At 61.4% G+C, this 13,720-nt stretch carries 13 protein-coding genes; 7 read left to right on the plus strand and 6 right to left on the minus strand.

The window, feature by feature from the left end:
- Positions 1 to 23 precede the first annotated feature (23 nt).
- The 3 genes from U5805_RS06630 to U5805_RS06640 all read left to right on the plus strand — a co-directional run bounded on the left by U5805_RS06630 (position 24) and on the right by U5805_RS06640 (position 4,188).
- A complete protein-coding gene (locus tag U5805_RS06630) occupies positions 24 to 863 on the plus strand; it encodes an EamA family transporter (protein ID WP_322102658.1) in 840 nt (279 codons plus the stop codon).
- A 266-nt stretch (positions 864 to 1,129) separates the two neighbouring features.
- Positions 1,130 to 3,388, plus strand: coding sequence for a catalase/peroxidase HPI (gene katG / locus U5805_RS06635; RefSeq protein WP_322102659.1), 2,259 nt, complete (start codon positions 1,130 to 1,132; stop codon positions 3,386 to 3,388).
- Between the two features lie 83 nt (positions 3,389 to 3,471).
- Entirely contained in the window at positions 3,472 to 4,188 is a 717-nt protein-coding gene (locus U5805_RS06640; RefSeq protein WP_415914546.1) for an SDR family NAD(P)-dependent oxidoreductase, read from the plus strand.
- A gap of 46 nt (positions 4,189 to 4,234) precedes the next feature.
- On the opposite strand, the gene U5805_RS06645 is transcribed toward U5805_RS06640, so the two are convergent.
- The 4 genes from U5805_RS06645 to U5805_RS06660 form a co-directional block, all read right to left on the minus strand.
- Positions 4,235 to 5,344, minus strand: coding sequence for an S-(hydroxymethyl)glutathione dehydrogenase/class III alcohol dehydrogenase (locus U5805_RS06645; protein WP_322102660.1), 1,110 nt, complete (start codon positions 5,342 to 5,344; stop codon positions 4,235 to 4,237).
- A 45-nt stretch (positions 5,345 to 5,389) separates the two neighbouring features.
- Positions 5,390 to 5,665, minus strand: coding sequence for a formaldehyde-responsive transcriptional repressor FrmR (gene frmR, locus U5805_RS06650; RefSeq protein ID WP_322102661.1), 276 nt, complete (start codon positions 5,663 to 5,665; stop codon positions 5,390 to 5,392).
- Between the two features lie 385 nt (positions 5,666 to 6,050).
- A complete protein-coding gene (locus U5805_RS06655) occupies positions 6,051 to 6,416 on the minus strand; it encodes a DUF4148 domain-containing protein (RefSeq protein WP_322102662.1) in 366 nt (121 codons plus the stop codon).
- A gap of 86 nt (positions 6,417 to 6,502) precedes the next feature.
- The gene (locus tag U5805_RS06660) at positions 6,503 to 6,748 is read right to left on the minus strand and encodes a hypothetical protein (protein ID WP_322102663.1); all 246 of its coding nucleotides are present in this window, start codon (positions 6,746 to 6,748) and stop codon (positions 6,503 to 6,505) included.
- Positions 6,749 to 6,794: 46 nt separating this feature from the next.
- Between U5805_RS06660 and U5805_RS06665 the strand changes: the two genes are divergently transcribed.
- Both U5805_RS06665 and U5805_RS06670 read left to right on the plus strand, forming a co-directional pair.
- Positions 6,795 to 8,030 (plus strand): cation:proton antiporter, encoded by a 1,236-nt coding sequence (locus tag U5805_RS06665; protein ID WP_415914547.1) that lies wholly within the window; start codon positions 6,795 to 6,797, stop codon positions 8,028 to 8,030.
- Between the two features lie 53 nt (positions 8,031 to 8,083).
- Entirely contained in the window at positions 8,084 to 10,453 is a 2,370-nt protein-coding gene (locus tag U5805_RS06670; protein WP_322102664.1) for an FdhF/YdeP family oxidoreductase, read from the plus strand.
- A 56-nt stretch (positions 10,454 to 10,509) separates the two neighbouring features.
- Here the strand turns inward: U5805_RS06670 and U5805_RS06675 are convergent, their stop codons facing one another.
- Positions 10,510 to 11,625, minus strand: coding sequence for a DNA topoisomerase IB (locus tag U5805_RS06675; RefSeq protein ID WP_322102665.1), 1,116 nt, complete (start codon positions 11,623 to 11,625; stop codon positions 10,510 to 10,512).
- A 94-nt stretch (positions 11,626 to 11,719) separates the two neighbouring features.
- A complete protein-coding gene (locus U5805_RS06680) occupies positions 11,720 to 12,349 on the minus strand; it encodes an HAD-IIIA family hydrolase (protein WP_322102868.1) in 630 nt (209 codons plus the stop codon).
- A gap of 532 nt (positions 12,350 to 12,881) precedes the next feature.
- Between U5805_RS06680 and U5805_RS06685 the strand changes: the two genes are divergently transcribed.
- The gene (locus U5805_RS06685) at positions 12,882 to 13,199 is read left to right on the plus strand and encodes a hypothetical protein (protein WP_322102666.1); all 318 of its coding nucleotides are present in this window, start codon (positions 12,882 to 12,884) and stop codon (positions 13,197 to 13,199) included.
- A 69-nt stretch (positions 13,200 to 13,268) separates the two neighbouring features.
- Positions 13,269 to 13,679, plus strand: a complete 411-nt coding sequence (locus U5805_RS06690) for a hypothetical protein (RefSeq protein WP_322102869.1) — start codon at positions 13,269 to 13,271, stop codon at positions 13,677 to 13,679.
- The last annotated feature ends 41 nt before the right edge of the window (positions 13,680 to 13,720 follow it).

Genomic DNA, 13,720 nt, shown 5'->3' on the forward strand with positions numbered 1-13,720 from the left:
TTCATATTAACTCTCTACTCACGATGATTCACTGGGGCGCGATTGTGCTGTTCGCGGCGTTGCTGCACGCAACATGGAATGCAATGTTGCACGGCAACAAGGACCGCTTTCTTTCCATGACGTGGATGAGCTTTTCCATCGCCGTGGTCTCCACCGTCGCCACGGCAATCGCGCCATTGCCGGATAAAGGCGCGTGGCCGTGCATCGTGAGTTCGGGGCTCGTGCATATCGCTTACAACGTGTGTCTTGTGCGCTCGTATCGTCGTGGCGATTTCGCGCAGGCATATCCCATTGCGCGCGGTTCCTCGCCTTTACTCGTTACGCTCGGCGCAGCGCTATTCGCGCATGAAGCGATCGGCATCGTGCATGTATTGGGCATCGCCTTGGTGTCGGGCGGCATCGTTGCGTTGGCGTTGCCCGTGCGCGGCGTCTCGCGTAAAGCGGTGCAAGCCGCGCTCGCCACCGGCGCAACAATCGCGCTTTACACCGTTATCGACGGCATCGGTGTGCGGGCTTCGGGCGGACACGCGTTCTCTTATACCGCGTGGATATTTCTTTTCTACTGGCTAATGCCGCTACTGTTCGTGCTTAAGCGCGGATCGTCGCAATGGCTCGTGTCCGTGCGAACCATGCCGCGCTCGGTCGTGTCTTCGCTTGCTGGCGGGCTTGTTTCGCTTCTCGCCTACGGCATCGTCATTTGGGCATTGCAGTCGGGCGCTATGGGCGCGGTTTCCGCATTGCGCGAAACGAGCGTCGTGTTCGCCATGCTGATCGGCCGCGTGTTCCTGCGCGAGACCGTGAACGCGAGGCGCGGCATTGCGTGCGTGGTCGTGGCGGCGGGCGCCGTATGCCTGGGAATGTGACGCGCGGATGTCGAATGCGTCGAATTGTTCGTGAAAGGCGATGCAATCGAACCGACGGTCATTCACACCTGTCATTTTCATGTCGATCAAGTTGTCTAACGTTGACTATCCTCCTCTTGAGTGACGGCGATAAAGAAAAACTCTCGGCTTCCATCGAATAAACCAATTTCCCCTATGTTGAAAAATACATACCATTTTGGTGGAGACGATTTTCGCCGGGGCAGGAAACTTGCCCGAAGCGCTGTAACGACTCAAGGAGCTAAACAATGTCTAGTGAAGCGAAGTGCCCGTTCAAGCACACGGCGGGTGGCGGTACGACCAATCGTGACTGGTGGCCGAAGCAACTCCGGTTGGATTTGCTCAGTCAGCATTCCAGCAAAACCAATCCTCTCGATCCCGGCTTCAGTTACGCGGAGGCCTTCAAGACACTCGATCTCGCGGCGGTGAAGAAGGATCTCGCCGAACTCATGACGAATTCGCAAGACTGGTGGCCCGCGGATTTCGGTCACTATGGGCCGTTGTTCATTCGCATGGCGTGGCATAGCGCGGGCACTTACCGCATCGGTGACGGGCGCGGCGGCGCGGGACGCGGGCAGCAGCGTTTCGCGCCGCTCAATAGTTGGCCCGACAACGTGAGCCTCGATAAGGCGCGTCGCCTGCTTTGGCCGATCAAGCAAAAGTACGGACAAAAGATTTCGTGGGCCGATTTGCTGATTCTTACCGGCAACGTCGCGCTCGAAAGCATGGGCTTCAAGACCTTCGGCTTTGGCGGCGGCCGTGAGGACACATGGGAACCCGACCAGGACGTCTACTGGGGTAACGAAAAAACGTGGCTCGGCGGCGACCTGCGCTACGGCAAGGGCGCGGCAGGCAAGAATGACGATGAAGGCGTGATCGTCGCCGACGAAGAACTGCATGGCGCCGAAGCCAGCCGCACCGATCACGGCCGCAATCTGGAGAATCCGCTCGGCGCCGTGCAAATGGGCTTGATCTACGTGAATCCCGAAGGCCCGGACGGCAACCCCGATCCGCTTGCGGCGGCGCACGACATTCGCGACACCTTCGGGCGCATGGCGATGAATGACGAGGAAACCGTCGCGCTCATCGCGGGCGGCCATACGTTCGGCAAGACGCATGGCGCGGGCCCCGCCGATAACGTGGGCCCCGAACCGGAGGGTGCGGACATCGAAAACATGGGCCTCGGCTGGAAGAACCGCTTCGGCACGGGCAAGGGCGGCGACACCATCACGAGCGGGCTCGAAGTCACCTGGACCAGCACGCCTACGCAGTGGGGCATGGGCTTCTTCCAGAATCTGTTCGGCCACGAATGGGAGCTTACCAAGAGCCCGGCCGGAGCGAATCAATGGATTGCAAAGGATTCCAAAGCAACGATTCCGCACGCGCACGATGCGTCGAAAAAGCTCAGGCCGACGATGTTAACCACCGACTTGTCGCTGCGTTTCGATCCCGCCTACGAAAAAATCTCGCGGCGCTTCATGGAGCATCCCGAGGAATTCGCCGATGCGTTTGCGCGGGCATGGTTCAAGCTCACGCATCGCGACATGGGGCCGCGTGCGCGCTATCTTGGCCCCGAGGTGCCTGCGGAAGAACTGATCTGGCAGGACCCGATTCCCGCCGTGAATCACCCGCTGGTCGACGACAAAGACGTTGCCGCGCTCAAGGAAAAAATTCTCGCTTCGGGCTTGAGCGTGAGTGAACTGGTTTCCACCGCGTGGGCTTCGGCATCCACGTTTCGCGGTTCGGACAAGCGCGGCGGCGCGAACGGCGCGCGCATTCGTCTCGCGCCGCAGAAGGATTGGGACGCGAACCGGCCGCAGCAGCTTGCGAAGGTATTGAAAGCGCTCGAAGGCATTCAGCACGACTTCAATGAATCGCAAGGCGGCAAGAAGATATCGCTGGCCGATCTCATCGTGCTGGCAGGCGGCGCGGCAATCGAAAAAGCCGCGAAAGATGCGGGCGAAAGCGTGACCGTGCCGTTCGCGCCGGGCCGTGCGGACGCATCGCAAGATCAAACGGATGTGGAGTCCATGGCGATGCTCGAACCCGTTGCCGATGGTTTCCGCAATTATCTCCAACGCAGGTTCAGTGTGTCGGCGGAAAGCCTGCTGATCGACAAGGCGCAATTGCTTACGTTGACCGCGCCGGAAATGACGGTGTTGATCGGCGGATTGCGCGTACTCGGTGCGAATGCGGGCGCGGAAACGCATGGCGTGTTCACGCAGCGCCCCGGCGCGCTGACCAACGACTTCTTCCGCAATCTGCTCGACATGGAAACCGATTGGCAGCCCGTTTCCGAAGCGCGCGACGTGTTCGAAGGCCGCGATCGCAAGACCGGCGAGCGCAAATGGACGGGCACGCGCGTCGATCTAATCTTCGGTGCGCATGCACAGTTGCGTGCGCTTTCGGAGGTATATGCGAGCGAAGACGGTCAGAAGAAGTTCGTGCGCGACTTCATTGCCGCGTGGACCAAAGTGATGAATCTCGATCGTTTCGATCTGCATTGATCGCTTACGCCCCGCCGATCGCAACGGCGCATGCGAGCAGGCGGGGCGTTCATCACGCATTCATCAAAGAGGGAACCGCTTCAATGTCAGACAACGAAATGAAGTCCATTCCGTATCGCAGCGCGCTTATCATTGGCGCGGGTTCGGGTATCAGCGCGTCGCTCGCGCGCGTGTTGCGCGCGGCACAGATTCCGGTGGTCGTCGCGGCGCGCAACGTCGAGAAACTCGGGCCGCTCGTGGCCGAAACGGGCGCCATTGCGCTGCCGGCGAATGCCGCCGACGCAAGCCAGGTCGAGCAGCTTTTCGCGCAGACGCAGGCGCGCATCGGCGCACCTGAAATCGTGATCTACAACGCGAGTGGGCGTGTGCGCGGCCCGATTGCGGAACTGGACGCGCGCGCGGTGGAAGAGGCCGTCGCGGTTTCCGCGCTGGGCGCGTTTTATGCCGTGCAGCAAGCCGCAAAATACATGGTGCCGGCCGGAAAAGGCGCGATTCTGCTGACGGGTGCCACGGCGGGCGTGAAAGGATTTGCGCTGTCCGCGCCGTTCGCGATGGGGAAGTTTGCTTTGCGCGGCCTCGCGCAAAGCGCGGCGCGCGAATTGATGCCCAAGGGCATTCACGTGGCGCATGTCGTGATCGACGGCGGCGTGCGTGCCGCGCATCGTGCCGACCCGCCCGATCAACCCGACAGCACGCTCGATCCCGACGCGATCGCGCAGTGCTATCTCGACCTGTTGCGCCAGCATCGCAGCACATGGTCGTGGGAGCTTGAAGTACGCCCATGGACGGAGAAGTTCTGAGCGCGCCCGCGACGCGCCCAGATTCATCTTCGGGACTGCTAGCCGTTCAGTAATGCACGACGGTGCGAATGGACTTGCCTTCGTGCATCAGATCGAACGCTTCGTTGATGTCGGCCAGTTCTTTCGTGTGCGTGACGAATGGCGCGAGTTCGATCTTGCCGACCATGGCGTCTTTCACCATGCCCGGCAATTCCGAGCGGCCTTTGACGCCGCCGAACGCGGTGCCCAGCCAACGGCGGCCCGTCACGAGCTGGAACGGGCGCGTGGAGATTTCCTGACCCGCGCCCGCCACGCCGATAACGACCGACTGGCCCCAACCGCGGTGCGCGCATTCGAGCGCCGCGCGCATGACGTTCACGTTGCCGATGCACTCGAAGCTGTGATCGACGCCCCAACCGGTCATTTCGACGATCACTTGCTGAATGGGCTTTTCGTGATCCTTGGGATTCACGCAGTCGGTTGCGCCGAATGCGCGCGCGAGATCGAACTTGCCCGGATTCGTGTCGATGGCGATGATACGTCCGGCCTTCGCGAGCTTCGCGCCCTGAATCACGGCCAGGCCTATGCCGCCAAGGCCGAACACGGCCACCGTGTCGCCTTCCTGCACCTTCGCCGTGTTCTTCACCGCGCCGAGGCCCGTGGTCACGCCGCAACCGAGCAGGCACACCTGCTCGGGGTTTGCCTGCGGGTCGATCTTCGCGAGCGAGACTTCGGCCACGACCGTGTATTCGCTGAACGTCGAACAGCCCATGTAGTGATAAACAGGCTGGCCGTTGTAGCTGAAACGCGTCGTGCCGTCGGGCATCACGCCCTTGCCCTGCGTGGCGCGCACGGCCACGCAAAGATTTGTTTTGCCGCTCTTGCAGAACAGGCATTCTCCGCATTCGGCCGTGTAGAGCGGAATGACATGATCGCCGGGCTTTACGCTGGTCACGCCTTCGCCCACTTCCACCACGATGCCCGCGCCTTCGTGGCCGAGCACGGCCGGGAACAGGCCTTCGGGGTCGTCGCCGGATAACGTGAAGGCGTCGGTGTGGCACACGCCCGTGTGCGTGATCTTCACCAGCACTTCGCCTTTGCGCGGCGGTTCAACGTCGATTTCGACGATTTCAAGGGGCTTGCCTGGCCCGAATGCAACGGCAGCGCGTGACTTCATGGCGATCCTCGCGAAAGAAAGGAGGGAATGGAAAACGGCGCCGGCTCAGCGCAGATAAGAACGCACGAGAGAAACGACTTCTTCGATGGACTTCTGTTGGGCGGCGCTCGACTTCGGCAAATGCGCGAATTCCTCGCGCAAATGGCTTTCGAGCACGCCGGCCATCAAGCCGTTGACGGCGCCGCGCACGGCCGCGATCTGCTGAAGAATGGGGCCGCATTCGGCGCCTTCCTCTAGCGCGCGTTCGAGTGCATCAATCTGCCCGCGCATGCGGCGTACGCGAGCCAGAACACGTTTTTTCTCTTCGATGCTATGGGGCATCTTCACCTCGCCGGATACTGCCCGCCAGTATAGTCGGATACTGAGGGGGAGTATAGAATTTTTTCCGCTGAAGCAGAAGATGTCGGCCAGGTCGGGAAACGTTGCTCGACGCGGCGTTCGGCACGAAGGTTGTGAGCCGCGACGGTCACCTGGCTGGCGGCTGTGTGCTGGCAAAGCATGCAAGGCTGGGGCGGAGCCGCATTGCCGGCTTGCCGGTAGCTGCCCGTAAATTGCCCGCAAACGGGTTGCGGTGACGTTTGCCAAATCCATGAAAAATGGCGCGACCCGAAGGCCGCGCCATCTGCGCTGCTTGTCATGTCACCGCGTTTTTCGCGGCATTGAACGTCGACGTGAGCGTCGATTCGTGTCTCAAACGCTAGCGCGCTCACTGCCCGAAGTACACAGGCTTAACCCCCGGCGCGTTTGCCGTGTGGGCCGGTTGCGACGGCATATCCGCCGCGCCGGAAGCCGAGGTGCCCGGCATGACGCCGCCGTAGCCGCCGCCTTGGGCCTGTTGAACCTGCTCGGCGCCCACGCGAGCTTCCGCAGCCTGGGCTTCACGCGGATACGAAGCCTGATCGCCCACGGACGGGTTATAGCCCGCCTGTTCCACCTGCCTTTGATCCTGCTTGACTTGCGCGCGCGTCAGCGAATCGTTGCCCGTGTTCACCGGCATTTCGGTCTGTGCGAACGCGACCAGCGGCGTGGCGATGAGAGCGGTCACTGCGGCAATCTGCTTGATCGTCTTCATGGTGTTTCTCCCAATTGTGGTGGTAGGAGACTACCACTCAGCACACGCTGTGCCACGCCCCAAGGTGTTTCCCGATATGGCACGCGCTAGCGGAATAAATTGCCGTCACTTTCAAATGGCAAACGCGCATCGTGTTCTTGCGGAAAGAAATAGAAAATTGAAAGGCGCGGCAGAGAAATTGCTTCCTTCTTTTTAAGGAAGGTAGCGAACGAGAAGCGAAGCAACGGCGCGAAAGTTCCGCGTCCCCGACTTAACTCCAGGAACGGAGAAACCCGCATCATGATGGTAGAGGCCGTGTGGTTCCTTTTGATTGGCGTAATGCTGATGTTCATGGCGCTCGCCAGCGGATCCATCGCCCGCTTGCCCCTGACTGGTGCAATGATCTATCTCGCCGTGGGTGCGATCGTGGGGCCCGCTTGCCTGGGTCTCGTGCGCGTCGATCTCGCCGGACATGCGTGGCCGTTATCGGTGATTGCCGAAGCTGGCCTTGTCATCTCGCTCTTTTCGGTAGGCATGCATTTGCGGGTGAAATTGCGGGACCGCCTGTGGCGGTTGCCGCTGCGGCTGGGTGTGCTCGCGATGGTGTTGACTGCCGCATTCATGGCGGCGTTCGTGTGGATGATGGGTGAGCCGGCCGGCGTCGCGCTTTTTGCCGCCGCCGCGCTTTCACCCACGGACCCGGTGCTTGCCAACGAATTGCGCGTGCGCGAAGCGGGCGACGACGAGCCGCTGCGCTTCGCGCTTTCGGGCGAAGGCGGCCTCAACGACGGCGCCGCACTGCCGTTCGCGCTTGCCGGCCTCGTGCTATGCGGCGTGCCGGTGGGCGGCATGCAAAGCACGGGCGCCTTCGCGTTTTCGATGCTGTGGGGCATTGCAGGCGCGCTCATGATCGGCGCTGTGCTCGCCACGATGTGCGTGCGCGTGATCTTCTATTTGCGCACGCGTTATGGCGAGACGGTTGGACTCGACGGCTTTATCGCCTTGGGGCTGATGTCGGTGACATACGGCGTTTCGCTGCTCGCGCACACCTATGCGTTCGTGGCCGTATTCGCTGCGGGCGTTGCGTTGCGTCACGAGGAATTGCGCGCGACCGGCGAGCGGCGGCCCGCGCAAGCGCTGGAAAACGTGCAGCTCGGCGAACATGCCGAAGTGGCGAAAGATCCTAACCGCGCGCACGCCTGGCTCGCCGAAAGCATGACGGGCTTCACGCTCGAAATCGAACGGCTCGCGGAATTCTCTCTACTCCTGTTGATTGGATGCATGGTGTCGGCCCATTGGCAGGAGATGATCGAATGGCGGCCCATGCTCTATGCGCTCGTGCTTATTTTCGTCGCGCGACCCGTGGCGGTGTTCGTGTCGATGGCGGGATCGAGTGCGAGCGGCCTGCAACGCTGGTTGATGGCGTGGATCGGCATGCGCGGCGTGGGCACGTTCTATTACGCGGTGTGGGGGATCGATCAGGCGGGCGACGCATTGCGGCCGGTGCTTCCGGTGGCGCTCGACGCCATCGTCATATCGGTGGTGCTGCACGGCGCCACGGCGGGCTACGCCATGGAGCGCTACTTCCGGCGCAAAGACAACGCGGGCAGTGCGGCGGGCAGGGCGCTGGAATAGCGCTTGCGCTACAGGCTGATCACACCTATCCGTACCTGCAAGCGAGGGACCTCATGGATAAATATCGAAAAGGCAACGAGACGCCCAAGGCCAAGGCAAAGCGCAAAGCATCGGAATATCCGTATGCGTCGGGCGGCTGGGGATCGCTCAAGGCGGTGACTCGCATTGTCGTGCAGGAGAAAGTCGCGTTCAAGGACGCGAGTATTTTGCCGCATCAAAACAAGCCGGACGGCTTTCAATGCGTGAGTTGTTCGTGGGCCAAGCCCGCAAAGCCGCACGCTTTTGAGTTCTGCGAAAGCGGTGCAAAAGCCACGGCGTGGGACACGACGAAAAAGCGCGCGGATCGCGACTTCTTCGCGGCGCATACCGTGAGCGAGTTGCTGCAATGGCATGACCACGATCTCGAGGAGGCCGGCCGACTGACCGAGCCGATGCGCTACGATGCGCATACCGATCATCTCGTTCCCGTTAGCTGGGAGGAAGCCTTTTCGGCCATCGGCGCTGAGCTGAAAACCTTCGACCCCGACAGCGTGGTGTTCTATACCTCGGGCCGCGCTTCGCTCGAAACCTCGTACATGTTGCAGCTTTTTGCGCGCATGTACGGCACCAATAATTTGCCCGACAGTTCGAACATGTGCCACGAAAGCACGAGTGTGGGACTGAAAGAGGCGATAGGCGTTGGCGTGGGCACAATCGGGCTCGACGATTTCGAGCAAACCGATCTCATGTTCTTCTTCGGTCAGAATGTGGGCACCAATAGCCCGCGCATGTTGCATCAGTTGCAAGACGCGCGCAACCGGGGCGTGCCCATCATCACTTTTAATCCGTTGCGCGAACCGGGTCTCGTGGCATTTGCCAATCCGCAGTCGCCGCACGACATGCTGCTGCCGGCCAACACGCAAATCAGCACGCAATATCATCAGTTGCGTATAGGCGGGGACACGGCCGTACTCACCGGCTTATGCAAAGCGGTGATCGAAGCCCACGAAGATGCGGTGGTGTATGGCAAGGCGCCCGTGCTCGATCTGGCGTTCATCGAAACGCATACGCAAGGCTTCGAGGAATTCGTGCGCTTCATACGCGACACGTCGTGGAGCGACATCGTACGGGAAAGCGGCCTTTCACGCGCGGACATCGAGGCGGCGGCCGGCGAATACATACGCGCGAAAGCGGTAATCATCCATTACGGCATGGGTCTTACGCAGCATCGTTTAGGCGTGCAGAACGTGAGGATGATCTGCAATCTGCTGTTTTTGCGCGGCAACGTCGGCCGGCCCGGCGCGGGGCCTTCGCCGGTGCGCGGGCATTCGAACGTGCAAGGCCAACGTACGGTGGGCATCACCGAGAAACCCGAACTTGCGCCGCTCGATCAACTCGCGAAGCAATTTAATTTCGATCCGCCGCGCAAGCAGGGCATGACAACGGTCGAGGCTTTCGAGGCGATGGTGGAAGGCAAGGTGAATGCGGTGATCAATCTGGGCGGCAATCTCGTGCGCTCCGTTCCCGATAGAGTGCGTACCGAACCCGCTTGGGCCGGATTGCGTCTTGCCGTGAACATCGCCACGAAACTCAATCGCAGTCATCTCGTGCATGGGCGCAATGCGTACTTGTTGCCTTGCCTGAGCCGTATCGAGATCGACCGAACGGGCGGCCGCGAACAGGTGGTGTCGATGGAAGACAGCACTGCGCGCTTTCATGGCTCGCGTGGCGTGGCGGAACCGGCGGCGCCCCTGGTGCGCTCCGAGCCGTTCATCGTGGCGGGCATTGCACGCGCCACCCTGGGCGATAAATCGACTGTGGACTGGAACGCGTGGTGCGAAGACTATGCGCGCGTGCGAGTGGAAATGGCAAAGACGTGGCCGGAAATGTTCAGCGCGTTCGAAACGCGCATGTGGGAACCCGGCGGCGTGGTGCGGCCATTGCCGGCGCGCGAGCGCGAATGGAAAACAAAAAGCGGTAAGGCCGAATTCATGGTGCCCGAGTCGCTCTCCGAAGACCCCGACATGCCCGAGCGCGAAGCCGACGCGCTGCGCCTCATGACGCTGCGCTCGGACAGTCAGTTCAACACCACGATCTATAGCCTTGACGACCGCTTTCGCGGCGTAAAGGGCTCGCGCATGGTGTTGATGATGAACGCCGACGACATGTGCGCGCGCGATATCGACGAGGGCGATCAGGTCACATTGCGTACGATTGCGGACGATGGCGTGTTGCGCGAAGTGTCGGGACTTGCGGCGAAGCCCTACGATATTCCGCGTGGTTGCGCGGCGGGCTATTACCCCGAGTTGAATCCGCTCCTGCCGCTTTGGCACTATGCGAAGGAAAGCAAGGTGCCGGCCGCGAAGTCGATACCGGTGCGCGTGGTAACAGTGGAAAAACGCGAGGCGTCGCGCGGCGTCAACGGCATGGCGTCCACGACATGACCGTGTGACTGCATCGCGCGCCGCGATGCAGTCATGCGGCTATAGTCAGACTACAGTCATGCCGCTTTCCGCGGCGCGCGGCTTTTCAGCAGGAGCGCGAAGGCGCGCTCGGCTGGCGCAAGCGGCGCTTTACTCGCCCGGAATCGCGTTCGTCCCAAGGTGGAGGAGCGCCATGCGTCCACCACCCAGGGATGAACGTAGCTGCGGCGGCACACAGCGGGCGTATTTTTCAGCAACGCCGCGACCTGGCGAATGGTTTGCGCAAGCGTGCTGCGTGCCGCGCGTTCGCTGCGTGGCGGTTCGAGATCATAAAGCAGGGCAAGTGCCGCCACGCTCGCGCCCCAGGTGCGAAAGTCTTTTGCCGTGATGCAGCAGCCGCCGTTTTGCTGAAGATACTCGTTGACGTCTTCCGCGGCAATGCGATGCGGCAGGGCATTGTCGAGACAGGCGAATAATTCACGCCCCGGTAACGCGCGGCATTCGCGCACGACTGCAAGCACGTGCGCATCGTCGACGGTGATTTCGTGCTTGATGCCGTGCTTGCCTTTAAAACGCAGTAGCGCGCTTTGCTCCTCGAATCGCACGTGCCGCTTGCAGAGCGTCGTTAGTCCGTATGTGGCGTTGTCTCGCGCATATTCGGCGCCGCCGATACGCGCCAGCGAGCGGTCGAGCAGACGCACGATAGCCGCAATCACCTTCTCGCGCGGCAAGCCTTCCAGCAAGAGATCGCGTTCGACTGCCGTGCGCACGCGCGGCAAGGCGCGCGCGAATTCGGCAATCTTCGCGAACTTTTCGCTTTCGCGCTGCTCGCGCCACGTAAGGTGGTAGCGGTATTGTTTGCGGCCTCGTGCGTCGCGCCCCGTGGCTTGCAAATGACCGTTGGGATCGGCGCAAATCCACACGTCTTCCCACGCCGGCGGTATCACGATAGAGGCAATGCGCGCGAGAATGCGAGCGTCCTTGATCAGCTTGCCGCGCGCATTGAGGTAATCGAAGCCTTCGCTCGTGCGGCGGCGGCTGTATCCCGGTTCGCTATCGGAGCTGCGATGCACGGCGTCGCGAGCCGCATTGCGGGTCGCGCGTTTTGCTGCGCGGCGTGGTGCAGCCTTGGCGGTTACGAAGTCTCCCGGCGATGCGGTTTGCTCTTCCGAGCGCTCGAAGTCGCGGTCCATGACGCCTCCGTGCGTTTGTGAACGTTTTGGGAGGAATGGGTGCAAAGCGCGTTCCCGAGTCCCCAGGCCGCATACCCTTCTCTTGCACAGAGCACTATTTATCTTCTACTTCGTGTGCGATCTTGGCTTCGGGGTGTTCGTACGCGTGGCGCTCGACGATCATCTGTGCGGCGTCATGCAAATTCGTCACGATGGCATAAGGAAGTCGCACGGGCGTGCTTTGCCATTCGGTTTCATTGCCGCAATCCGTGAGAATCGAACGGCAGCCGGCGCGATTGCCTGCTTCGACGTCGTTGAGGATATCGCCCACCATCCAGCTCTGCGCAAGGTCGATATGATGTTCGCGTTGCGCGCGCAGCAGCATGCCGGGTTGCGGCTTGCGGCATTCGCACGCGCATGCATAAGGTGCCACATTGCCGCGCGGATCGTGCGGGCACCAATACGCGGCGTGCAACGTGGCTCCGCAATCGGCGAACATGCGACGCAAGTGAGCCTCCATTCCTTCGAGTGCGGAATGGGGAAAGCGGCCCAATGCAACACCGCCCTGATTGCTCACGACGATCAGCCGCAGCGGCGCTTGCGCGAGCAGCGACAATGCCGCGGCGGCGCCCGGCGCGAAGCGCATGCGCGTCGGATCGACGTTATAAGGTTCGTCATGAAGCAATGTGCCGTCCTTGTCGAGAAACACGGCCGGCCATTGCGCTTGCGTCGATTGCACTTGCATGGAGTTTCCCGTAGCCAAAGGCGCATGCGAATGTCGTCTTAATTCGCGTTGCGCTCGAGTGGCGTATACGTATAGATAGCTGGCGCGGCGGCACATACGTGAACGCGTTCGAGTTCGTGACCGATGCACGGCGCCTGCAAGATGATGCGCACGCGTCATGCCGCTCGCGCAGCAAGGCCGGTAATGATCCAGACGCAAATCGTCTAGATCCGGCGATGCCTGCGAGCGGCGCGTTTGAACGCGTATGCCGTGCGCGTGTGGTGCAATGGAATGCCGCTCGTAGATGGAGAACGCAATGGAACCGACCCGCATTCTGTTTATTCGCCATGCAGAGAAACCCGGTGCTGCATTTGGCAAAGGCGTGGACGCCGAAGGCAATCCCGACGAAGAAAGTCTTGCCGTGCGCGGATGGCAACGCGCCGGAGCGCTCGCGCGGTTTTTCTCGGCGGGGAAGGACGAACGGCTGGGAGACGTGCAGCCCGAGTCGGTATTCGCTCCGGGCCTGGGGCCAGCCAGCCAAAGCAAGCGGCCCATGCAGACAGTCGATCCGCTCGTGACCTTATTGCGCGAATCCTCGCCGGTGAAGCACGTTCTCACGCATCTGAAGGACGATGGCGCGGCGCTCATGGCGGACGTTCTCACGCAGACCGGCGTGGTATTGATTTCGTGGGAGCACAAGGTGCTGCCCACGCTGTTTTCACATATCCCCGGCGCGCCCCCAGTGCCCGCCGCGTGGCCCGAGGACCGTTACGACGTGATCTGGCTGCTCGATCGCCGCGCGCATGGCTGGGCATTCTCGCAACACCCGCAACTGCTGCTCGCGGGTGACAGTCGAACTTTGATCGAGTGAGATGGGAACGTAATTTGCTCGCGATGATTATTCTTTTAGCAATTCGAGCGAGCGTGTTGCATGAATGGCATGAATGGAAAAGGACTTAGGGCCTGTGCGATTTCTTTAAGTCTGGCGCTTTCCTGCATGGCGTCCGCCCATGCTGACGATGGCGCGCAGCCGTGCGGGAAACTGGTGGGAGCCAATGCGCCTGGCAATGCCAACGAAGCTGACGCCGGCTTTACGCTGCGCAATGGCGAAGCGGTCGATTTCGTTTCCGGCGGCCACGCCACGCACGGAAAATTACTCGTATTCGCCGACGGGCAGCTATTTCGCGCCTACTGGCAAGCGCAAGGCGGCGAAGAAAAATATGCGCTCGCCAATGCGGGGCCGAACAGCGTGCGCCTCGTTTCCACGCCGCCGCAGGGCACGCCCGCCACCGACGGCAAGCCCGGCATCATGACGCAACCGATGCGAGTGCTGTCCTGTCCGAAGTTGTGAGCTGACGAATGAAAAAGGGCAGCGTCGCCGCTGCCCTTGAT

The sequence above is a fragment of the Paraburkholderia sp. J41 genome (assembly GCF_905220235.1).
Lineage (GTDB): Bacteria > Pseudomonadota > Gammaproteobacteria > Burkholderiales > Burkholderiaceae > Paraburkholderia.